Annotated in this window: 19 protein-coding genes and 2 tRNA genes; 8 read left to right on the top strand and 13 right to left on the bottom strand. The window is 63.4% G+C overall.

What is annotated here, in order from left to right; all coding sequences use genetic code 11:
• The first annotated feature begins 41 nt into the window (after positions 1 to 41).
• From rpsD to RQP53_RS11355, 7 genes are all read left to right on the top strand, one after another.
• Positions 42 to 665 (top strand): 30S ribosomal protein S4, encoded by a 624-nt coding sequence (gene rpsD / locus RQP53_RS11385; protein WP_315650437.1) that lies wholly within the window; start codon positions 42 to 44, stop codon positions 663 to 665.
• Between the two features lie 139 nt (positions 666 to 804).
• Positions 805 to 1,794 (top strand): DNA-directed RNA polymerase subunit alpha, encoded by a 990-nt coding sequence (locus RQP53_RS11380; protein WP_285235121.1) that lies wholly within the window; start codon positions 805 to 807, stop codon positions 1,792 to 1,794.
• Between the two features lie 201 nt (positions 1,795 to 1,995).
• Positions 1,996 to 2,394 carry a 50S ribosomal protein L17 gene (gene rplQ, locus RQP53_RS11375; protein WP_315650436.1) on the top strand — a complete coding sequence of 133 codons (399 nt, stop codon included), beginning with the start codon at positions 1,996 to 1,998 and terminating at the stop codon, positions 2,392 to 2,394.
• A 268-nt stretch (positions 2,395 to 2,662) separates the two neighbouring features.
• Positions 2,663 to 4,579 carry a protein-disulfide reductase DsbD gene (gene dsbD, locus RQP53_RS11370; protein WP_315650435.1) on the top strand — a complete coding sequence of 639 codons (1,917 nt, stop codon included), beginning with the start codon at positions 2,663 to 2,665 and terminating at the stop codon, positions 4,577 to 4,579.
• Positions 4,580 to 4,617: 38 nt separating this feature from the next.
• Positions 4,618 to 4,694: transfer RNA gene (locus RQP53_RS11365), tRNA-Met, on the top strand.
• Positions 4,695 to 4,799: 105 nt separating this feature from the next.
• A tRNA-Met gene (locus RQP53_RS11360) sits at positions 4,800 to 4,876 on the top strand.
• 209 nt (positions 4,877 to 5,085) lie between these two features.
• Positions 5,086 to 5,799 carry an autoinducer binding domain-containing protein gene (locus RQP53_RS11355; RefSeq protein ID WP_315650434.1) on the top strand — a complete coding sequence of 238 codons (714 nt, stop codon included), beginning with the start codon at positions 5,086 to 5,088 and terminating at the stop codon, positions 5,797 to 5,799.
• 54 nt (positions 5,800 to 5,853) lie between these two features.
• Here the strand turns inward: RQP53_RS11355 and RQP53_RS11350 are convergent, their stop codons facing one another.
• The 3 genes from RQP53_RS11350 to RQP53_RS11340 all read right to left on the bottom strand — a co-directional run bounded on the left by RQP53_RS11350 (position 5,854) and on the right by RQP53_RS11340 (position 7,736).
• The gene (locus tag RQP53_RS11350) at positions 5,854 to 6,222 is read right to left on the bottom strand and encodes a DUF4902 domain-containing protein (protein WP_315650433.1); all 369 of its coding nucleotides are present in this window, start codon (positions 6,220 to 6,222) and stop codon (positions 5,854 to 5,856) included.
• 449 nt (positions 6,223 to 6,671) lie between these two features.
• Positions 6,672 to 6,947, bottom strand: coding sequence for a MoaD/ThiS family protein (locus RQP53_RS11345; RefSeq protein WP_315650432.1), 276 nt, complete (start codon positions 6,945 to 6,947; stop codon positions 6,672 to 6,674).
• Positions 6,948 to 6,965: 18 nt separating this feature from the next.
• Positions 6,966 to 7,736 (bottom strand): acyl-homoserine-lactone synthase, encoded by a 771-nt coding sequence (locus RQP53_RS11340; RefSeq protein ID WP_315650431.1) that lies wholly within the window; start codon positions 7,734 to 7,736, stop codon positions 6,966 to 6,968.
• A 251-nt stretch (positions 7,737 to 7,987) separates the two neighbouring features.
• Here RQP53_RS11340 and RQP53_RS11335 point away from each other — a divergent pair, with 251 nt between their 5' ends.
• Positions 7,988 to 8,386, top strand: coding sequence for a DUF2141 domain-containing protein (locus RQP53_RS11335; protein ID WP_315650430.1), 399 nt, complete (start codon positions 7,988 to 7,990; stop codon positions 8,384 to 8,386).
• 8 nt (positions 8,387 to 8,394) lie between these two features.
• Here RQP53_RS11335 and RQP53_RS11330 read toward each other — a convergent pair whose 3' ends face one another.
• The 10 genes from RQP53_RS11330 to RQP53_RS11285 are packed head-to-tail and all read right to left on the bottom strand — an operon-like array spanning position 8,395 to position 20,773.
• Positions 8,395 to 9,732, bottom strand: coding sequence for a TfuA-like protein (locus tag RQP53_RS11330; RefSeq protein WP_315650429.1), 1,338 nt, complete (start codon positions 9,730 to 9,732; stop codon positions 8,395 to 8,397).
• Positions 9,729 to 10,997 (bottom strand): YcaO-like family protein, encoded by a 1,269-nt coding sequence (locus RQP53_RS11325; RefSeq protein WP_315650428.1) that lies wholly within the window; start codon positions 10,995 to 10,997, stop codon positions 9,729 to 9,731. Before RQP53_RS11325 ends, RQP53_RS11330 begins: the two co-directional genes overlap by 4 nt.
• A 22-nt stretch (positions 10,998 to 11,019) precedes the next feature.
• The gene (gene moeB / locus RQP53_RS11320) at positions 11,020 to 12,873 is read right to left on the bottom strand and encodes a molybdopterin-synthase adenylyltransferase MoeB (protein WP_315650427.1); all 1,854 of its coding nucleotides are present in this window, start codon (positions 12,871 to 12,873) and stop codon (positions 11,020 to 11,022) included.
• Positions 12,866 to 13,585 (bottom strand): ABC transporter ATP-binding protein, encoded by a 720-nt coding sequence (locus RQP53_RS11315; protein ID WP_315650426.1) that lies wholly within the window; start codon positions 13,583 to 13,585, stop codon positions 12,866 to 12,868. Before RQP53_RS11315 ends, moeB begins: the two co-directional genes overlap by 8 nt.
• Positions 13,586 to 13,615: 30 nt before the next feature.
• The gene (locus RQP53_RS11310; RefSeq protein ID WP_315650425.1) at positions 13,616 to 14,671 is read right to left on the bottom strand and encodes an efflux RND transporter periplasmic adaptor subunit; all 1,056 of its coding nucleotides are present in this window, start codon (positions 14,669 to 14,671) and stop codon (positions 13,616 to 13,618) included.
• Entirely contained in the window at positions 14,668 to 15,867 is a 1,200-nt protein-coding gene (locus RQP53_RS11305; protein WP_315650424.1) for an ABC transporter permease, read from the bottom strand. The genes RQP53_RS11310 and RQP53_RS11305 overlap by 4 nt, the downstream gene beginning before the upstream one ends.
• Before the next feature lie 7 nt (positions 15,868 to 15,874).
• Entirely contained in the window at positions 15,875 to 17,059 is a 1,185-nt protein-coding gene (locus RQP53_RS11300) for an ATP-grasp domain-containing protein (RefSeq protein WP_315650423.1), read from the bottom strand.
• A gap of 32 nt (positions 17,060 to 17,091) precedes the next feature.
• Positions 17,092 to 18,258, bottom strand: coding sequence for an ABC transporter permease (locus RQP53_RS11295; RefSeq protein WP_315650422.1), 1,167 nt, complete (start codon positions 18,256 to 18,258; stop codon positions 17,092 to 17,094).
• On the bottom strand, positions 18,258 to 19,298 hold the full coding sequence (locus RQP53_RS11290; RefSeq protein WP_315650421.1) for a thiopeptide-type bacteriocin biosynthesis protein: 1,041 nt from the start codon (positions 19,296 to 19,298) through the stop codon (positions 18,258 to 18,260). Before RQP53_RS11290 ends, RQP53_RS11295 begins: the two co-directional genes overlap by 1 nt.
• Complete coding sequence (locus RQP53_RS11285; RefSeq protein ID WP_315650420.1) at positions 19,295 to 20,773, bottom strand: nitroreductase family protein; 1,479 nt, start codon at positions 20,771 to 20,773, stop codon at positions 19,295 to 19,297. The genes RQP53_RS11290 and RQP53_RS11285 overlap by 4 nt, the downstream gene beginning before the upstream one ends.

Genomic DNA, 20,773 nt, shown 5'->3' with positions numbered 1-20,773 from the left:
ATCGTGGCAAACCTGCGTCAGATTGAACAAGGACACGCAAAGTGGCACGTTATCTCGGCCCCAAGGCCAAACTTTCCCGCCGTGAAGGCACCGACCTGTTCCTGAAGAGCGCCCGCCGCGCCATCAGCGACAAGGCCAAGTTTGATTCCAAGCCTGGTCAGCATGGTCGCACTTCCGGCCAGCGCACCTCGGACTTCGGTCTGCAACTGCGTGAAAAGCAAAAGGTCAAGCGCATGTACGGCGTGCTGGAGCGTCAGTTCCGCCGCTATTTCGCTGAAGCCGAGCGCCGCAAGGGTTCGACCGGCGTCAACCTGCTGACGCTGCTGGAATCGCGTCTGGACAACGTCGTCTACCGCATGGGCTTCGGCTCGACCCGCGCTGAAGCTCGTCAGCTGGTCTCGCACAAGGGCATCACCGTGAACGGTGAAGTCGTCAACATCGCTTCCTACCTGGTCAAGGCCGGCGACGTCGTCGCTGTGCGCGAAAAGGCCAAGAAGCAGCTGCGTATCATCGACGCTTTCAAGCTGGCCGATTCCATCGGTCTGCCGGCCTGGGTGCAAGTGGACGGCACCAAGCTGGAAGGCGTGTTCAAGAAGGCTCCGGACCGTGATGAATTCGGTGCCGAAATCAACGAATCGCTGATCGTTGAGTTGTACTCGCGCTAATCGACCCGTACTGGCCGAGCGGCTCTCTTGGGAGCCTGCTCGGCTTTTCCTCGTCCGGGTTCAAGCCGCAAGCGGCCGGCCCGGCTGGTCCATCAGCCTTATCGGTGTAACGAACCGAGGGTATTGAAAGAAAGACCTCATGCAAACCAATCTGCTCAAACCCAAATCCATCAATGTGGAGCCCCTGGGCGGTCACCGCGCCAAGGTCACTCTGGAGCCGTTCGAACGCGGCTATGGCCACACCCTGGGCAACGCCCTGCGCCGTGTGTTGCTGTCCTCGATGGTGGGTTATGCGCCGACGGAAGTCACGATCGCTGGGGTGCTGCACGAGTACTCGGCCATCGATGGCGTGCAGGAAGACGTCGTTCACATCATGCTCAACCTGAAGGGCGTGGTGTTCCGTCTGCACAACCGTGAGGAAGTGACCCTGGTCCTGCGCAAGGAAGGTGAAGGCCCGGTCACGGCAGCCGACATCCAGACTCCGCATGACGTCGAGATCATCAACCCGGACCACGTGATTGCCCATCTGTCGCAAGGCGGCAAGCTGGACATGCAGATCAAGGTCGAGAAGGGCCGCGGCTATGTGCCCGGCACGATGCGCCGCTATGGCGACGAGCCGACCAAGAGCATTGGTCGTATCGTCTTGGACGCTTCGTTCTCGCCGGTCCGTCGCGTCAGCTACGCCGTCGAAAACGCTCGCGTTGAGCAGCGTACCGATCTGGACAAGCTGGTCATGGAAATCGAAACCAACGGCGCTATCTCGCCCGAGGAAGCGATCCGTGCGTCGGCTAAGATCCTGGTTGAACAACTGGCCGTGTTCGCTCAGCTGCAAGGCACCGACCTGGTCGACGCCTTTGACCAGCCGGCACAGCGCTCCAGCAGCTTCGATCCGATCCTGCTGCGCCCTGTCGATGAGCTCGAACTGACCGTGCGTTCGGCCAACTGCCTGAAGGCCGAAAACATCTATTACATCGGCGACCTGATCCAGCGCACCGAGACCGAGCTGCTGAAGACCCCGAACCTGGGTCGCAAGTCGCTCAACGAAATCAAGGAAGTGCTGGCTTCGCGTGGCCTGACTCTGGGCGCACGCCTGGAGAACTGGCCGCCGCAAGGCTTGGATAAGCGCTGATCACGCTCTCCCCCTACGCGCTGACGCGCGCCCCCGTCAGGGGGCGAGCTTCTCGGGCCGGCAGAGCCGGTCCCTGAAGCTCCACTGGGGAAGACGGGCTGAGAGTATTTTGAAAAGGGTGGGGTGTTGACAAACCCCGCTCGGTGCCCCGGCAGTACCTGATCCGGCTGCTGGTATTACATAGTAGGAAAGGAAAGCACCATGCGTCACCGTAACGGCCTCCGTAAGCTGAACCGTACCAGCGAACACCGCAAGGCAATGCTGCGCAATATGGCAGTCTCGCTGCTGCAGCACGAAGCCATCAAGACCACCGTGCCCAAGGCCAAGGAACTGCGTCGCGTCGTCGAGCCGCTGATCACCCTGGCCAAGGAACCCACGCTGGCCAACCGCCGTCTGGCTTTTGACCGCCTGCGCGATCGCGACATCGTCAGCAAGCTGTTCAACGAACTGGGTCCGCGTTTCCAGACCCGTCCGGGCGGCTACACCCGCATCCTGAAGATGGGCTTCCGCGTTGGCGACAATGCGCCGATGGCCTATGTGGAACTGGTTGACCGTGCCGAAGCCGGCGCTGAAGCCAGCACCGAAGCCGCTGCCGAGTAATCGAGCAACTGCGATAAGAAGCCAGCATCTGCTGGCTTTTTTTTCGTCCTGAGTTCTCTGCCGAGGTCTCGTGGAGGCGATGGCAAGTGGCTATTGCCCAATGGCTAATGGCCAGGGGCAGCTTTCCGGCTAAGCTCTCGCCCTTTCAGGTCGGTTACGGCTGGGTTTGCCAGCTATGGAACCATCAATGGGGCAGCTCGCAGTTGCTGCCGCTCATGTCACCTCTGCCGGGGCCTTGCCTGGCACATGCACAAGCAAAGCGCTTCAGATGCTTCACTCATTCATTACCAGGTGCTGCCTGGCCATCGTTCTGCTCTTGGCATTGCCGGGTGTCCGGGCCGATGATTTTCTCGAGCCCGAGCAGGCCTTCAAGTTGGCGGCCCGAGCCCTCGACGGCAAGACTGTCGAGGTCCGCTTCGCGATTGCGCCTGGCTATTACATGTACCGGGAGCAGTACAAGTTCGAGTTGGCTGCAGGCGAGTTAGGCGATGTGCAGATCCCGGACGGCAAGAAGAAATTCGACGAAACCTTCCAGAAGCAGGTCGAGATCTACCGCGAGGGCCTCGCGGTCAAGGTGGCCGTCAAGCAAGGCAGTGCACCGCTCGAATTGCGTGTGACCGGCCAGGGCTGCGCGGACAAGGGCCTGTGCTACCCGCCGATGACGCGGGCGCTGCGCGTCAGCCTGACTGGCTTTGGTGGTGACGGCAGCGTCGCGCTGCTGCCTGCCGGTGAGGGCCTGGGCAGCTTCGGCAATGCCGAGGCCGGCGAAGGCGCGGCGATGTCCAAGGCGATCACGCCGCTGGCGCTGAGCAAGCCAGAGGCCAGCCCCACGGCCGCGGCTGAAGCCAGCCCGCCGACCAACAGCGGCAACCGGCTTGACGACGTGCTGCAGTCCGGCCGTTTCTGGCTGGTGGTCGGCCTGTTCTTCATTGGTGGCGTGGGCTTGTCGCTGACCCCCTGCGTACTGCCCATGGTGCCCATCCTGGCGTCCATCATCGTGGGCGGCGGCGGGCAGGTGTCGCGCCAACGAGGCTTTCTGTTGGCCTTGGCCTACTCACAAGGCATGGCCTTGGTCTATACCGCGCTCGGCGTGGCTGCGGGCCTGGCCGGAGAGGGCTTGGCGGCCTACTTCCAGTCGCCCGGCGTGCTGACGGTGTTTGGCCTGGCCCTGGTGCTGTTCTCGCTGTCCATGTTCGGTGCCTACGAACTGCGCCTGCCCAGCGGCATCGCGAACCGCCTCAACGATGCTTCGCAGAAGCTCGAAGGCGGCCGTTTTGCTGCCGTCTTCCTGATGGGGGCGGTGTCGGCCTTGTTGGTCAGCCCCTGCGTGACCGGCGTGCTGGCCAGTGCCTTGCTGTACTTGAGCAAGACGCACGACGTGGTGCTTGGTGGCTCGGCCCTCTACGCTCTGGCCAACGGCATGAGCGTACCTTTGCTGCTGCTGGGCCTGTCGGCCGGCACCTTGCTGCCGCGCGCCGGCCCGTGGATGGATGGCGTCAAGCACTTCTTCGGCATGTTGCTGCTGGCCGTGGCCTTGTGGACGGTGCAGCCGCTGCTGGCCGAAGCATTGCATCAGGCCTTGCTTGGCGCGCTGCTCGTCGGCACCTCGCTCGCGCTGGGGCTGCTCAAACCCTGGCATGTGGTGGCCGGCCCGCGCGCCTGGCTGCGCAAGACGCTGGCCTTTGCGGCGCTGGCCTTTGGCCTGCTGCAATGGCTGGGCGCAGCGGCCGGCGGTACCGATCCGCTCAAGCCGCTGAGCGGCGTGGTCACGACGGCACAAGCGGCTGCCACCACCGTGCCGGCGGGCGGCAAGGATGACAAGGCCGGCGCGCTGAACTTCCAGGCTGTGCACAGCGTTGCCGAACTGGATGCGGCGCTGCGCAGCGCAGGGCGCCCAGTGATGTTGGACTTCTATGCCGACTGGTGCAAATCCTGCAAGGAGATGGAGCATTTCACCTTCAGCGATCCGCAGGTGCGTCAGCGCCTGGCCAAGGCGCTGCTGTTGAAGGCCGATGTGACGGCCAATTCCGCTGAAGACCGCGAACTGCTGAAGCGCTTCAAGCTCTTCGGCCCGCCGGGCACGATCTTCTTCAATGCGGCCGGCGAAGAGCTCGACGGCAAGCGTGTGATCGGCTTTCAGGACGCTCAGCGCTTTCTTTCTTCGCTCGAAGCCGCCGGAATTTGAGGAAAACCCGAAAAGTGCGCTATACTGCTAGCTTCAGTCGCGGGGTGGAGCAGTCTGGTAGCTCGTTGGGCTCATAACCCAAAGGTCGTAGGTTCAAATCCTGCCCCCGCAACCAGAAATTCAGCGTGCTGCTCATCAGAAGCAGGGCGCACATGGTCAGAAATAGCGACACAGCCGCCGTCTCGGGCGGCTTTTGTTTCTGACCGCCGTACCGATCAGTCGCGGGGTGGAGCAGTCTGGTAGCTCGTTGGGCTCATAACCCAAAGGTCGTAGGTTCAAATCCTGCCCCCGCAACCACTTGGCCCGTCAGGGCAAGCAAAACGCCTAGTGCCTAGCCACTAGGCGTTTTTTCTTTTCCGACGCAATTTCAACCCTGCAAAGTCTTACAGGGGTGGGCATGCGAGCACTTCATTTCACTGTGGAAATGCTAGCCTGCGGCCTCGCACAAACGGCGGGGGATCAGCGTCGAGCCGGTCTTGCCTGCAAATCGGACTTGAGGTGGCGCAATGAAACCCTGGCAGACTGACCAATTGGAGAAGGTCCTTGCAGCCAGCACTCCAGAGGAGAGTTTCGCCCGGATTGCCGAGGAAGCGCGCACGCTCGGCTTCGAGTATTGCGCACATGGCCTACGGATGCCGCTGCCGATCACCAAACCGCGTACGACCTACTTCTCGAACTACGCGCCGGAATGGCAGCAGCGCTATCACGAGCAGGGCTATATGCAGATCGATCCAACGATCGCGCACGGCATGCGCTCCTCCAATCCCGTGCTGTGGACGGACGAATTTTTCGCTGAGACGCCGCAGCTATGGCAGGAGGCCCGCTACTACGGATTGCGCCACGGTTGGGCGCAGTCACGGCGTGACCCAGAAGGTACATACAGCATGCTGGTGCTGGCCCGCTCGGAGCAAGCGATTACCGCAGCAGAGCTGGAACACACCGAGCCACGGATGCAATGGCTGGTGCATACGAGCCATGTCTCGATGAAGGCCTGCTGCTCCGACCCTGAGTTGGAGCAACCCAAAATCGAGCTTTCCGACCGCGAGATCGATGTGCTGCGGTGGACGGCCGAAGGCAAGACTTCAGCCGAAATCGCCGACATCCTGAACATCTCCGAGCGAACGGTGAACTTTCACGTCAACAGCGTGGTGGCCAAGCTTGGTGCGTGCAACAAGACCAGCGCCGCCGTGCGTGCGGCAATGCTCGGACTGATCTGGTAAAGCGACATGCAGCGCAGCACTGGCCATGCACGAGCGAAGCCGCTTGGCTGGAACTTAGTGCTGCAGCTGCAGACGAAGGCCAAGCACCTTGGCAATCGTGTATTCCCAACGGATGTGAGTCATCAGCCGAGCGATGCACAGACGTGTGCATTCAATGCCCATGTCTCCGCCGCTCTCGTCGATCACCATCAGGTTCGTGCGCAAGCTGCCCCATTGGCCCAGCAGCTGCTCACTGCTCGGCTCAAAGCACCAATCCCAGCCGAAGGACAGGGTGCGCGTGCTCGCTGCCGTCCACTCGGTGAATCCTTGGATCGAGGCGTCGGGATCGGCATCGTCGACCAAATCCTCAATCTCCGAGTGCAGATGTGTTGGTACCAACTTTTGCAAGTCATCGATGCTCAGCCTTACATAGGCATCAAACATGGGTGTAGTCCTCCGTGGTCTGTGTCCTGAATCAATTGGCGACGCATCGCGGTAGTTCGCGCTGTGCGCGGTCGGCTAGCTGCCAGAGACGTTCTCACATCCGCCATCAACGCGCAGGCGCGAATGAGATATCCGCCCAAGCCTGTTTCTCGGCTAAGCGGACATAGGACACGGAAATCGGCTGTGAGCATAAGGGATATAGCCAGCGCCGCGTGGATGGGGTAGGTGCTTCCTCCTTGCCAATCTGGGTCATTCTGCGGATGCGCAGGTCTTGGCGATGCCTGGGAATAGGCCCGTCGAGCTGCAATGCGCACCGGCTTTACGGGTCTTTGCCGCATGTTTCGGTGCAGATCGAGCCTGGCCTTGGCGCCAGCGGCACCGGCTGTGGTGCCGAAGCTGGCAGACCGGCCGCCCGCCCATGCACGTCTCTTGTCAAGCTGCATTTGGGTTCACCCTCCGGCGAAAAGCGGCACCAGGCAAAGCGAATCACCCGGCTCTAGCTTGGTGTTTGCGCGCTCGTGCCAGCGCACATGATTGCCGTTGACAAAGACGTTCACGATGCGACGCAGGTCACCGTGGGCATCGAAGAGGTGCGCCCGCATCCGTGGATGCTTGCTCACCAACTCGCGCAAGGCGGTGTCCAGATCAGCGGCCTCGACGCCAACGCTCTGCTGCTGCGCCGCAAAGCGACGCATGATGGCGGGAATCTCGATCTGTATCGTCATGGCTCGGCTGCGCAAGGGTCAATGCAGTTGCAGCGCCACCTCGTCAAGATGTTGAGCGTCAGTGTTTGTCGGGGTGTGACCCTGCACAAGGGCGTGAGAGGGCTGGGCCCAGGGCTGTTGAGCCAGTGCAATCAGGCTCTGCAACGCGTCACTCATGTGCGGCGTGCGCACTGGCAGTGGCTTGGCACCCAGTCCTTGGGCGGCGGCTTCGAAAGCGGCCAGCGCATTGAGCGAGCGCTCATTGACGGCAATCACGAAGGCCAGCACCGGTTGGCCGCCGATCATCGAGGGCGGGCCGATACGATGGACGTCGACCCCTGCGCGCTGCATCAGTCGCTCGACGGCCAGGGTCGAAACAGCCAGCAGGTGGGTCACGCCGCGGGCGGCACAGAAACGCAATGCTTCCAGCAGCACGCGTTCTGCCATGAAATGGCGACGCGCATTCATGCCATCGGCGTCGGCCTTAACCTCCATCGCAGCAAAGCGAGAGAGTTCCCAGATCTGTTCACTGCGAGGGACCGGCAGCCCGTTCAGCAACTCGGGAAAGACGCTTTCCAGCAGATAGCTTTCGGTCGTGGGCAGAAGCCGACCACATCCGACGATATCGCCTTCGTCGTTGCGTGCAACAACGTGGACGGTGTCGTCGTGGTCGAACTGATCCTGCTCATAGCCCGGTGCGGTCTTGAGGTCCCAGCCGAGGCGCTCGACGAAGACCTGGTAGCGGTAGCCCGCCAGCGAGTCGTAGAGAGCGGGGGACAGTTCACAAGCCCGTGCGCTGACAAAGTTCATTCGCTTCTCCGTGGGGTTGAAGACCGTTGGGTCGATGGATGCAATGTTCGGGATTCGGCCCTTTGGTCTCAACTGTCAAAGTCTGCAAGTCAGCGCCACCCACCTGTCAAAGTCTGCAAGCCCCCTGCGCAGACGCAGCCTCCCCATCTAGACTTTTTGCAACGTCGGCCCACGGGGGGCCGCGGACAACGTGCGAAGCACATCGAGGTGATGGCATGAAAAAGGCATTTCTGGTCACAGGCCTGCTGGCGTTGGGTCTGACCCAAGCGTCCGTGGCGGCAACGGGCAGCGGAGAGTTCGAATACCGGGTCAGTGGACTGCGCAACGACGCTGGCGTTGTGCGCGCCGTGCTGTGCGCCGAGAGCGAACGTTTTCCAAACAGCTGCAAGCTGTCGGAAGTGGTCAAGTCACAAGCGGGCAGCGCGACCTTTGTCTTTCGCGGGGTGGCTGCCGGCAACTATGCCTTCGCAGCCTTTCATGACGAAGATGGCGATGGACGCCTGCGCATGTCGCCGGACGGACGGGTTCTGGAAGGTTTCGTCTTTGGCAACGATGCCATTGGGCGAGCCGGGCCGCCCCCGTTCAAGGCCGCGGCCCAGGAACTCAAAGCCGGGGGCAAGTTTGCGCTGCGCATCCGCTATATGCGCTGAGCCTGGGATCAATCGACGGTCTCGGCTTGCTCGAGCATCTGTGCGCGAATCAACTCGCCAATCCAGTCGCGCATCGATTCAAAACCCAGCGCTTGGGCATGCGACTCAGGCGTCTGGCGCAGTGGCCCGAGCTTGGCCTCGTACCAGGCTTGCAAGGTATCGGCATCGACCGCCGCGTCAGCGAGGGTCGGCTTGACGATACCGCGCTGATCCAACAGCTTGCGCGATTTTTCGACCGTGGCTGCGGCATCGGCGTAAATGCCTTGGCGCTTGATGACGAGACGCTCGAAGCCGTCGAGCTGTGTGCCATAGGCTTGCTGCAAGGCCTCAATACGGGCCTCGAGGTCAAGCAGTTGCAACCAAAGACGCTCGTCGACGGAGTGCTGCTCACGCCAGCGAACTAGCGCCTGGCGGTCGGACAGCCCCAACTCTTGGGCGAGTCGCCGCGCGGCGGCCTGCAGCTGTGCGGGCTCGATGTGGAGGTCCCGGCCCAGCTCCGCGGCCATGCGCATGAGCAGCGCATACTGGCGCACATCCCTGCGGCGAGGATGCAGCGCGCGAACATGGGCCAGCACATCCTGTTCGCCGGATTGGCTGCTGTGCTGCTGCAGGCGCGCCGCCTGGCTGTGCTCCAGGGCCTGCCAGAAGGCGTTTCTTTCCAAGGTGAAATCGGCCTGGAAGGGGGGCTCTGGCGTGTCAGCTGCTGCCAGCTGGCGTAGCAGTTCGGTGGCATCCAATGCCTTGGCGTCGGGTTGGCGGGCTTGGTTCTTCAGGGCCTCGACAAGCTGCTCGGGAAGTCCGAGTCGGCGTGCGTGGTCAAGCACGCCAACCCAGCTGCGCTCGCTGTAGTGCAGCGCCTTTGACATGGCGATCAGAGTGGCCGCGTCTGCAGCACCCAGCACGCCCTGCATCTGCAGCGCTTGCAGGCCGAAGCGCAGGCTGACCATCGCCTGCGACAGCGAGCGGAAGCCCTGCTCCGCAGTGGCATGCGCAACGACCACCTCATCGTCGTCTTCCAACTCACCGCTGGCAAAAGCCGAGTAGATGCGCCCGACGCCCTTCATGCCGAAGGGGGCCAATTCGGCTGCGCGCAAGGCACCCATGCTGGACGCGCCATAGACATGCATGCCGCGCTCCAGCGCAAACAGAACCTCCTTGTGCCAGACGGCGGGAACTTGTTCAAACAGCCCGTCGATCATGGCGATGCGATCACCGGCACGAGCACGGGCCTGCACCAGCGCATACAAATCCCCCATGGCCACCGGCGGCAGATAGTGGGCCTCGGGGAAGATGGCCTGCGCCTGGGCAAGCGGCAGACTTGGGCCCAGGAAGACAAAGGTGTTCATGCGGCCTCCTTCATTTGCCACAGCTGAGCAAGAGAACGGCTTTGTGCGCGGATGCTGCGGCCGCGCAACATCGGAGTTGGCGCGGCCAGCCCGGGAACCACCACCTTGACCACGGGCACGCCCAGTTCAGCGCGGCTCAGATCGACAACGACTGCCTGTTTCAGGCCAACACGGCGCAATGCCTGCAGCATGAGCTCGATGTCTGCTTCGAAGCTGGGTTGGACGAGCGAGGGGATGGCGGCAAAGTCCAGCGTCACTGCACTGCTGCCGATGCGCTGTTGATAGCTGAGCAAATCGTCGGGATTGCCGCCGCGCATGTAGTCGCTGGGGAAGATGTCGTCACGGCTGCCGCTGATATGAGTGAGCCGGCTCTGAACGGCTTCACTGATCGCGCGCAGCAGCGCGATTTGCGGCGAAAGATGGCACCCGTAGCCGTTGAATGCCGGCAGGGTTCGCCAGCGCTGCAAGGCCTGGCGGTCGTCAACGATGGTGCAGCCGCAGACGGGGATGCCAAGGTCGCTGCGAATGTCGTAGAGCGCGACCAATTGCCCGGCACGTTCGAGCATGGTCAGCAGCTGTCGGCAGTCGGCGTCGGCAACGCTGGCGGGATCGATACGCAATGCCGGTTCTGCCGCCCGCATGGCGTGGCCAGACAGGGCCACGGCGTCACGCTCAATCAACTCGGCCAAGCCATGGCTGATCGCCTCGAGCAGATGGTTGCCGCTCGACAAGCCGTTGCTCGACTGCACGAAGCTGGCAGATTGTGCGCCCCGGGCGGGCTGGACATAGTTGGTCGACACGCAGTCCAAAGGCAGCCAACAGGCTTGTTGCTGCAGCAGATCCCAGCCCTGCACCCAGGTCAGCGGCATGTCGGGCCGCAGCTGGGAGTCGGCATAGACAGGCAGGCCAGCGATGTCGATGACAGGCGCGTGGCGGGACAGATTGGCCAGGGAGTCCTGGCGCAATGGCAATTCGATGTGTTCCGCATGCCAGGTTTCTATCGACTCCATCAACGCCGATACCTTGGCACAGTCGCTGTTCAAGCCTTTGCCCTGTGATGTGGCCAGACCGCGTGCGTTCGGCCTCATGGCCACCCAGACCGGCAGGCCAATGGTGTCCAGGCCGGTGATGTTGGCCAAGCGCGTGATGCCCAACTGCCGCATCAGAGGTTGGTAGCGCGCCAGTGTTTGTGCTGGACTGCAAGCCCGGTGAGTGCCGCCCTGGTGGCACTTGGCTTGCGCGAGGTCTTGATCGAAGACTTGCATGACCTTGCTCCGTCAGTTTCCGTCAGCCCAGTGCGCAGACCGCGGCGTCCATGTCGATCAAGGCGCTGAAGCCGGCGCCGCTGGCCTGGCAGCTGCAATGCGGGTCGACCGCGTAGCGCAGCTCGCGAAAGCGCGCGGCCAGCGCGTCGTAGCGCAGGCTGCGACCCAGCAGGGCCTCGCCCTGACCGAGCAGCAGCTTGATCGCCTCCGTCGCTTGCAGCAGCCCGATCACGCCGGGCAGCACGCCCAGCACGCCGGCCTCGGCACAAGAGGGTGCCAGGGCCGGTGGCGGCGGCTCTGGATGCAGGCAGCGATAGCACGGGCCGTGTCCCGGCCAGAACACGCTGACCTGTCCTTCGAAGCGGAACACGGAGCCGTGCACAAAGGGCTTGCCGAGCTGCACACAGGCGTCGTTGATCAGGTAGCGGGTGGCGAAATTGTCAGAGCCGTCGATGACCAGATCGTAGTCCTGCAGCAGCGCCAGGGCGTCGGCAGCCAGCAGACGCTGCTGGTGCTCAATCACTTCGACGTCGGGATTCAGCGCCTCGATGGCCAGGCGTGCACTGGTGGTCTTGGCCATGCCGACGCGCTCGTGGCTATGCAAGACTTGCCGCTGCAAATTGGATTCGTCGACGACATCATTGTCGACAATGCCGAGGCGGCCGACGCCAGCTGCGGCCAGGTAGAGGGCCGCCGGACAGCCCAGACCGCCAGCGCCAATCATCAATACCCTGGCCGAAAGCAGCTTGAGCTGGCCAGCTTCGCCGACCTCTGGAATGGCCAGGTGGCGGAGATAGCGGCGGCGCTGGTCCTGCCTCAAGAGGCGCGGCTGAATCAGCGGCTGGCCCAGCTCCTTCCATGCCTTGAGCCCGCCGCGCAGATTGGCCACGCGTGCATAGCCCAGCGTCTGCAGGGCCAGGGCCGCGAACAACGATCGAGTGCCAGACTCGCAGCAGACCAGCAGCGGCGTCTGCTTGTCAGGCACCAGGCTCTCGACCTTTACTTCGAGAAAGCCGCGATCCAGATGGAGGGCATCCGGGATATGGCCCTGGGCCCATTCCTCATCGGTACGCACGTCGATCAGCACCGGCGCTTGCCCGCTGCTACGTGCAGCCAACAGCTCACCGACGTCGACCTGCGGCAGCGTCTGCTGCAGCTGACCACGCCATTCAGGGAAGCTGATGCCGCCAGCGATGGCCGGCAGAATCTCCAGGCGGTCACCTGCCTGCACGGCGGTGTGCAGCCCCTCATGAAGGCGCACGTCCTCGTCATTGATGAACAGATTGATGAAGCGTCGCAGCTGGCCCTCGTCGTTGAACAGCTGCTGCTGCAGTGCCGAGCAATGCTGCACCAGGGCTTGCAGCACTTCGGCCACTGTCTGGCCCTCTGCCTGTACTTGAGCTTGACCTTGCGCATAGCTGCGCAGCGGGGTAGGGATGATGACGGTGGCCATGGGTGAATCTCCGTGAATGGCTTGCTCGTGCCAGCAATCGCTGGCCGTTTGGTAAGCGCGCAACTCATGCCGACCGCTGGCATCGATGGCCATGATCAGCTGCAGGTAGCCGGCCCAGGAGGGGCCTTGGGTCAAATCGGCCAGCGAGGGGCGCGCATCGCCCTCGGGGTGGCTGTGAAAAAAGCCGTTCAGTTCCAAGCCTTGCGCGCGTGCCAGGCGGCTGGCGCGCAAGAGTTCATCGGCGGCGATCGCGAAACACTGTTTGCTGTCGGTGGCACTGTTCGGCAGTGGCAGCACCTGGCTGACTCCCAGTGCACCGACAGGGCCGAGCAGGGCGGCGCAGGCCTCGTGCGGATAGGCATCCAGCGCGAGTTCGCGCAGTTGCTGGCGCAGTGCCGGCGAGAGCCGCAGTGCTTCAGCCATGGAGTGCATCCTGCAGCGCCGGCGCCGCCTGGTCGACGAACTGACCCTTGTCCAGGCAGCAGTGCCGGCGAGCGACAGCTGCGGCGCGCGGGTCGTGGGTCACCATGACAATGGTCTTGCCGAACTCCTGATTCAGCAGCTGCAGGGTCTCGAGGATTTCACCCGAGGCCTGGCGGTCCAGATTGCCGGTGGGCTCGTCGCAAAGAATCAGCTCACTGTTGGCAACGATGGCGCGGGCGATGGCCACGCGCTGCTGCTGCCCGCCAGACAGCTGGCTGGGCAGGCGCTGCATGAAGCTCGCCAAGCCGACCAGCTCCAACGCGGTTTGGACGCGCTCGCGCCGTTGCGCTGCACTGAAGTTGCCCAGCATCAACGGCAGTTCAACATTGCGCGCCACATTGAGCATGGGCAAGAGGTTGTAGTGCTGGAAGACAAAACCGATGTTCTCGGCGCGCCATTGCGACAGCTGGGCTTCGCCAAGTTGATCCAGCCGCTGATGCTTGAACCACAGCTCGCCGCTCTCAATCCGGTCGATGCCGCCGAGCAGATTGAGCATCGTGGTCTTGCCTGAGCCCGATGGGCCCATGATGGCAAGGAAGTCGCCGGCAGGAATGTCCATGCTCAGACCGTCGAAGATGGTGACGGTCTCGCTTTCGCGCCTGTAGCGCTTGTGCACTTGGCGCAGTCGGAACAGAGGGGTGGGAGTGTCCATGGTTGCTTCCTGTTCTCTAAGGCGTTGGGATCAAAGAAAAGCCACCTTCACGGCCATATCCGGCAGGATGCGCGGGTCGTCCGTCAGCAGCTGGATACGGGCACGCACCGTGGCCTTGGCGCGATCCGCGCTAGGCATCACACGCAGCACGCGGCCGGGAAAGCGCCAGCCCTTGTGCGAGTAAAGCTCGGCCGTGACCTGTTGGTCTGGTTGGACGCGGGTGATCATTTCCTCGTTGACATCAACAACGATCTCCAGCGACTTCATGTCGACGATGGTGCAGATGCCGGTGCGTGTGTAGCCACCGCCGGCGCCGCTTGGTGCGACGATCTCACCAGCTTGCGCGTTGCGCGCCAGCACAACGCCTGCGAACGGCGCGCGAACGACGTAGTCGTCGAGCAGCTGACGTTGACGCTGTACTTGCAGATCCACCAAAGCGGCGTCAGCACGCGCGCTTTGCACGGCGGCCAAGGCCGTCTCGGCACTGGTGCGCGCCTTGCTGACGCGCGCCTCGCTAGAGAACTGCTGATCCTGTAGCGAGATCTCGCGCTGCAAGTTGCGCTGTGCCTCGCGCTGCTCGGCCTCGGCACTCTGGATGCGCGCCAGGGCTGCCTGTTGTTGAGCCTCGGCCAGTCGCAATTCCATCTGTGCGTGGTCGCTGCTGATGCGGGCCAGCACCTGCCCTTTCTCGACACGTGCACCCTCTTCAACGAGCAGTTCGCTGATTTGCCCCATGGTGCGCGCGGATACCGTGGCCATTCGTGTCGCAGTGACGAAGCCCGACGCCTCCAGTCTGGCCCCTGGCGTTGGCTTGGTCGCAGCCGCTACCGGCGCTGGCGCTGGTGTGGCCTGCGCCGTTGGCACCACAGAAGCGTCGGCGATCCGGGCTGGCTGGCGAATCGCCATGCCGGCCAGCACCGCAGCCTGGGCGCCAATCAGCAGCCATGCCCAACGGGGCAGTCTTGGCCAGGCGAGCATTTGCCCTGCGGGTGATGCCGCTTCGGCCGGGCCGGTGGCGGTTGCCGGCGATGCCAATCGGCGCAGCAGTTCCGCGCGATCATTCGAGCTGGCGGTGTTGGTCTTCATGAGGGTGTTCCTTGGGTTGGGGTCAGGCAGCGCCAGGCCGGTGCGAGGCCGCCGAGAAGCCCCAGCAGCAGCGCCATGGTCAGCGCCTTCGACATGCTGGCGAGGTCAACTCGCCAGTTGAAGTGGCTGCTGATGAAGCCGGCGCCGACGGTGCTGTCTTGCAGGCCGTTGAAGATCAAGAGTGACAAGGCAATGCCAAGCAAGCCACCGATCAGCGCAAGCGACAGGGCCTCGAACAGCACGGCTGCGAACACCGCACCAGGTTGGAAACCCAGCAGCGCTAGCACGCGCAGGCTGTGGCGGCGGGCCTGGACGGCGATCAACATGGTGTTGAAGGTGCCGGCCAGGGTGCCGACGGCCAGCACCATGGCCAAAGGCCAGCCCAGGTAGACCATCAGATTGCTGGTGCCCTCGCTTTGGCGCTGGTAGAACTGGCGCTCTGTCTGTACGTTCAGCTTGAGGCGCTGATCCTGGCTGTTGAACTCTTGCAGCTTTGCCAGGGCGGCGGTGCTGTCAGGCCCCTGCAAGCGAAGGCGTATCGACTGGTACTGATTGGCTCGACCGTAGGCCGACTGCACCGCGGTGATATCGCCCCAGGCCTCGGCTTCGAAGACCTGACTGTCGAGCGAGAAATGACCGACGATCAACCAGTCGCGCCCGGCCAGCCTGGTCGTCTGACCGATCGCCAGCGTCGGAATCTGCGTGGCCAGGGCGCGACCGACGATCAACTCGTTGCGCCCGCTTTCAAACATCCGCCCGCCGACGAGGCGGAAGCCCTGCCGCAGGGCGCGGCCCTGTGCCTGCAAGCCGCGCAGGCTGATGTTCAGCCTTTGCTCACCGGCGCGCCTCTGTGCGGCAACGGTCATGCAGAACTCGGCAGAGAGCTGGGTGCCGTTGAGGTCGTGGGCAATGCCGGGCGCGCCCTCCAGCAGGGACAGCTGATCGCGGTTGATGCGGCTGCTGGACTCCGAGCGAGCTTCCTCGGCCATCAGCACCGCAAGGTCTGCTGCGCCGCTGTTGCGATGGCTGTTTTCGTAGCCGGCGGCCATGGCGAGAAAGCCCATCAACACCAGAACGACGAGCATCACGCAGCTGATGATGGTCAAGCTGGACCATTTGCTCTGCCACAGGCTGGAAACGGAGACGCGCAAGAGGGCGCTGAGCTGGCCGGTAAGTCGGGGCGCATTGGTAGACATGGGCGCCTCAGTTCTTGGTGTCTTCATAACGAACCAGCAGCGAGCTCTCCACGCCCTGCAGCAATGCGATCACAGAGCTGTCTGTCGGCGCTGTACCGACCACATAGCCGTTGCGCGAGAACGAGGAACGAGGCTGCTTCAGTTCGGCACCGTTCATCTTCGGCAGGTACAGGTTCTTGACCTGTGGGTGCAGCAGCGCCCGTTCCACGCCGGCGATGTAGCGCATCTGCCCGGGCTTGAAGTCGAAGAACAGCACGCCCGCATTGCAGCGTAGCGGCCTGGCCTCGGTGTCGACGGCATCGCCGGCGGCCTGGCGAATCTGCAGCTCGAACAAGTCCACGCCGGTACTCAGCAGTACCAGGTTTGGAATCGAGTCTCCGCCAGCGCGGTTGTGCGATTCGATGATGTGCACCTGTCCGTTGCAGACCTTGAGCTCGGTATGGGAGACCCCGTCCCGCATGCCAATGCGATCGAGGAAAAGCTGCACCGCGGCATGGATGCCTTGCGCCTGCTCGCCGCTGTTGTAGTCAAGGCTGATCTGATGGCCGCGCTCTACGAACTGGGAGCCGTTGCCGGGGAAGAGCAGCTTGTGGGTGATCGCATGGATGGTGTGGCGACCGCCATCGGAGAAGCTCTCGACGGAGAACTCTTCGCCGTCGATGTACTGCTCGGCGATGTAGGGATCGTCGAGTTGCAGCTGCTCCAGTTCGCCGGCCGTGCGCACCAGCTTGATGCCCTGGCTGCCGACCCCGAAGCGCGGCTTGGCGATGAAGGGAAAGCCGAGCCGGCGCGCCGCCAGGGTCAGGTCGTGCGGATGGGCGATCGCTTGGAAGGCGACGTTGTCCAGCGCGGTGCCCGCCAGCAGCTCACGCATCTTCACCTTGTCCGTGAACGCCTGGGCCAGCGCTGAGTATGAGGTGCTGCCATGGAGCTGGTCCATGTAGCGGCCTATGGGTAGCAGGCCTTCGTCTTTGAAGCAGATCGGCCTCAGGGCATCACTGGCGCGCAAGTAGGCCAGCACCTTGGCGTCGTTGGTGGGGTCTTCGTAGTCGCACAGCAGGGCGTCGTCGGCGAGAGCGAGCAGGCGCGTCGAGATGTTCTTTGCTTGTTGCACCAGATGAATCCGGTAGCCGAGTGCGCGAGCTCGATCGAGATGCGCCTCACTGGCGCCGATGAATGCGATGCTTTTCATGGTGGCTGTCTCCTGGGGCGAATGGCGGGGGCTCAGCCCTGCTCGATGGCAAAGGCTTGTATGGGACGTATGCGCAAGGCCAGCGCTGCCGGCAGCGCGGCGATCAGCAGGCCCATGCCGACGATGATCAGCACGGCCTCGCCGAGAACCGGCATCGGCATCACGACATCGGGCATGAACTGCGGGAGGCTGCGAGTCACGGCGGCATTCACCGCCGCAGCGATACCCAAGCCTGCTGTCGCGCCGAGCAGAATCAATCCGGCTGTCTGCAGCAGAATCAGCCGCAGCACGCGCAGATGCGAATAGCCGAGCACCTTGAGTACGCCGATATCGCGAGTGCTCTGTCGTACTGCCAGCGCCATCGTGCTGCTGACGACCAACACCAGGGACGCAAAGGCGGCAGCGATGATGGCCTTGATCATCAGCGCCACATTGCCGAACTGGGCAAAGAACTCGGCATGAAAGGCCTGATCGGTGTTGCTGGAAGTCGGCGCATCGCTGCTGGCGAATTCGGCGTCGATCAGCCCGGCCAGTGTCTGTATCTGATGGCCTGGCGACGCCGTGACCATGAAGGTGCCAACAGTGTTCTGCCAGAACTCGCGGCCCTCGTTCAGATACTCGTAGTGGCTGATGATGTAGTTGCGCCCGCCACCGTCGTCGCTGCTGGTGAATACGCCGGCGACGCGGAACGGCCAGGCCGCCTCGCCGTTGCGAGGTGAAAACAGGATGCTGCCCAGCGGGACGATATCGCCGACCCGCCAGCCAAATTTGCTGGCCAGAGCTTCGCTGACCAGGATGCTGTTGCGCTGGCTCAGGAAGGCCTGTTGGGCACCGGCACCGATGCTCATGTCGGGATGCTGATGAATCCAAACGGCGGGGTCGACGGCGAACAGCATCAGCATCTGGCGTTGGTCCTGGAAGTAGGCGCCCATCCAAGTGGCGTGGCCAACGTCGGCAACACCAGGCAGAGCGCGGATGCGAGCCAGGTGCGCCAGCGGCAGCGGTTCCATCAGACCTGCCTGATGCGTGACGATCAGCCGGGTTTGCGAGACGCCGTCGTCACCGCTGTTCAGTGAAAAGCGCAGTGTGCCCAGCACGCCGTAGGCAGCGAAGGCCAGTGCGATGCTGATCAGCAGCAGCGCGCTGCGAAGGCGATGGAAGCGCAGGTGCTCCCAGGCAAGCAGCAGTTCGGCCTTCATCACAGCACCTCCTCGGCAAGCTGTTCGATTGCGGCGCTTGCGGATTCGGCATGCAGTGCGCGCAGTGCCGTGGACAGCCGCTTGGCGAGGAATATCTCCTGCGCAGGCACCAGGCCCAGTCGGTTGTTCATCATGTGCAGTTGCGAGCTGATGATGTTGTAGATCGCGGCTTGGTGAGCGCCGGCATTGCGGGTGGGCTGAGCGTCGAAGGGCAGGATCAGGCGGCCCTGCTCATGCAAGCCGCCCAAGCCACGGATGGCTTGCTGGCAGGCAGATCGCATCAACGCCTGCGGGCTGCGCGAATTGCTGTCCTCGCGCAGTTGCTCGCGCAGGCGCTGAAGCTCAGCGGCACTGATCTGCTGGTTCTGATCGAGCTGGTCGGCCAGCGTCCGTGTCTGGCTGGAATAGCGCGACCAGTAGTCGGCGTAGTGCTCGAAGAATTCGGCCATCCTGGCGACATCGGCCGAGATGCTTTGCGCGATCGCGGCCATCATTCCCAGGCTCAGGCCCAGGCGCTTGACGATGTCGTCGCCGCTGGCCTTGATCAAGGCAACGCAGAGCTGGCTGGATCGTTCGAACAGGCGCTCGTTGATGAGCATCGCTTCAGCGCCGCCATAGCGCACCCACTCAGGTTCGTAGTCCTCGACATTGACAGCACCCTCGCCATGCCAGGGCAGCAGTTCCTTGTCCACTGGTGCGCCGTCGAATCCGTGGGCACCGTAGTAGGCCTCTCGACTGGGCGGTGTCGGCGAAAGCCAGCGCTGCGCAGCCTCGCGGGTCTCGTCGAGCAGGCTGGCACGCGTACTTGCGCTCAGGCCCTTGACTCGTACGCGCAGATGCGGGCCGCCTTCCCAGTAGCGGACAAAGAACCAGGCTTCGGCCAGGTTTTGCTGAAGCAGTGCCTGGATGCGTGGGTGCATCCATTCGCAAAGAAAGGCATTGTTGAGCGCCGGGTCAGACAGATAGATATGCATGGCCAACCAGTCCTTGGCGACACGCGGCGTTGCGACAACGGGCGATTTCAGGGCGTTCGTGCTCACATCAGCTCCCAGGAGGTGTTGGTGCTGCGGTTCAGCCCGCACAGCACTTGATAGACCAGTTGGCCGGGCAGTGCGTAGCCCGTCTCCAGCGCCTGCTCGCGCAGCATCCGTACGGGGCGTGCAAACAGGCCATGGGCGGCGGCGGCCAGGCTGAAGTCCTGCGCTTGCGCACCGGCCGCCAGGTAGAGCCGGCGCAATGCGGCTTCACCATGCTGCTCGGCGGCATCGACCAGGTCGGCGCAGAGCATGAAGTTGAGCTTCAGTCCGGCCATGTTGTAGCGCATGCCTTCGTACGGCAGCGAATCCTGCAGCTGCTCGACGAAGCGGTGCGGATCGTCGCAATGTCGCAGCGGCATGGCCTCACCGTCGTACAGCCCTATGGGCGCGCTACGGGCGTCCAGCCAGGCGACAGCAACACGCAAACTGGCTTCGCCGGGCAGTGCCAGCCGGCGCCGTTGCAGTGCGCGCCAGAGGCTGAGCATGCGGCCAAGACTATCGCCAGGCAGGCTGTTCAGGCGCGGCGCCATGCCCGTGGCGTCATTGCCCGAGTTGCGTCGCCGCATGGTTTGCAGCAGGCCGATCTCGGGTGGAGGCAGCGGCGAGTCGTCGTGATCAGCGGCGTTGTCTTGTTGGGGAACGGCCGGCTCGCTGCTCGGCGGGGTCGACAAGAGCTGGCACAAGGGCTTCAGCTTGGCGAAGCGCTGGTCAAGCGTGTCGCTGCTGTGGCTGGCAGCCAGCAGCGTCGGTCCGGGCGCGGGCTGCAGTGCGGACAGCGCCTTGCTCAGCTCATCAACCTTGCAGCGCAAGCCATAGAGCACGGCCTCATGATCGCCCTGGCACAGCGTCGCCGCCTGGCGCATGCTGGTTTCGCTGGCCTCCAGAGAATCGGCCGACCAGTTCAGTGCAGCACACAGGTGGTTCAGCTGAGCCTGTGCCATGCCTGCTTCCAGCGCGCTGGCGAAAGGCGCGAACTCGCCGTACTTGTCGGCCATGGCCCAGAACTGGGCGATGCCGATCAGCGCGAGATCGTGCTCGCCCAGCAGCGCGGCCAGATCGCTGCGCTCGCCGCAGGCTTGCAGGGCGTGGTGCTCACCGTGGTAGTGGTAGAGCTGCACGGTGCCGTGCTGGCGCGCCAGCAGCATCAGCCGGCAGGGATAGAGGCAGCGCGCCGAAGGAACGACGCGATGAACCCCGTAGGTGTTTTGCGGCTCATAGCGTTGCGGTGAGGCCAGGTAGCGCAGCAGCAGTGACAGGGCGGTGAGCGGGGGCAGGGCTGGCGCCGCCCGGCCGGCGACGAAGTCGGCCAGGGGCTGCAGCTCCTGCGGCAGGTCGGTGCTCAGCGGCAGCAGGCGTACGGATTCGCTGTGCCGCGGCGCATGGACCCCGGCAATCGCGCGGGCGCTGCGGAAGGCCGGCACTTGCAGCACGTCAAGCCGTCGGTAGGAACCCAGCAGCCAAGCTTCGGACTGATTCAT

The sequence above is a fragment of the Roseateles aquae genome, from assembly GCF_032337115.1.
Lineage (GTDB): Bacteria > Pseudomonadota > Gammaproteobacteria > Burkholderiales > Burkholderiaceae_C > Roseateles_C > Roseateles_C aquae.
The sequence above is the reverse complement of the archived record's forward strand: the minus strand, read 5'-3'. Positions and strand labels throughout refer to the sequence as shown.

What these genes read in the sequence shown, in the direction of transcription:
- RQP53_RS11330 (WP_315650429.1), bottom strand. Translation starts at nt 9,732, where the DNA reads ATGAACACCTTTGTCTTCCTGGGCCCAAGTCTGCCGCTTGCCCAGGCG.
- RQP53_RS11305 (WP_315650424.1), bottom strand. Translation starts at nt 15,867, where the DNA reads ATGTCTACCAATGCGCCCCGACTTACCGGCCAGCTCAGCGCCCTCTTG.
- dsbD (WP_315650435.1), top strand. Translation starts at nt 2,663, where the DNA reads ATGCTTCACTCATTCATTACCAGGTGCTGCCTGGCCATCGTTCTGCTC.
- RQP53_RS11355 (WP_315650434.1), top strand. Translation starts at nt 5,086, where the DNA reads ATGAAACCCTGGCAGACTGACCAATTGGAGAAGGTCCTTGCAGCCAGC.
- RQP53_RS11380 (WP_285235121.1), top strand. Translation starts at nt 805, where the DNA reads ATGCAAACCAATCTGCTCAAACCCAAATCCATCAATGTGGAGCCCCTG.
- RQP53_RS11325 (WP_315650428.1), bottom strand. Translation starts at nt 10,997, where the DNA reads ATGCAAGTCTTCGATCAAGACCTCGCGCAAGCCAAGTGCCACCAGGGC.
- rplQ (WP_315650436.1), top strand. Translation starts at nt 1,996, where the DNA reads ATGCGTCACCGTAACGGCCTCCGTAAGCTGAACCGTACCAGCGAACAC.
- RQP53_RS11300 (WP_315650423.1), bottom strand. Translation starts at nt 17,059, where the DNA reads ATGAAAAGCATCGCATTCATCGGCGCCAGTGAGGCGCATCTCGATCGA.
- RQP53_RS11295 (WP_315650422.1), bottom strand. Translation starts at nt 18,258, where the DNA reads ATGAAGGCCGAACTGCTGCTTGCCTGGGAGCACCTGCGCTTCCATCGC.
- RQP53_RS11340 (WP_315650431.1), bottom strand. Translation starts at nt 7,736, where the DNA reads ATGAACTTTGTCAGCGCACGGGCTTGTGAACTGTCCCCCGCTCTCTAC.
- RQP53_RS11285 (WP_315650420.1), bottom strand. Translation starts at nt 20,773, where the DNA reads ATGAATCAGTCCGAAGCTTGGCTGCTGGGTTCCTACCGACGGCTTGAC.
- RQP53_RS11310 (WP_315650425.1), bottom strand. Translation starts at nt 14,671, where the DNA reads ATGAAGACCAACACCGCCAGCTCGAATGATCGCGCGGAACTGCTGCGC.
- RQP53_RS11350 (WP_315650433.1), bottom strand. Translation starts at nt 6,222, where the DNA reads ATGTTTGATGCCTATGTAAGGCTGAGCATCGATGACTTGCAAAAGTTG.
- RQP53_RS11345 (WP_315650432.1), bottom strand. Translation starts at nt 6,947, where the DNA reads ATGACGATACAGATCGAGATTCCCGCCATCATGCGTCGCTTTGCGGCG.
- RQP53_RS11315 (WP_315650426.1), bottom strand. Translation starts at nt 13,585, where the DNA reads ATGGACACTCCCACCCCTCTGTTCCGACTGCGCCAAGTGCACAAGCGC.
- moeB (WP_315650427.1), bottom strand. Translation starts at nt 12,873, where the DNA reads ATGGCTGAAGCACTGCGGCTCTCGCCGGCACTGCGCCAGCAACTGCGC.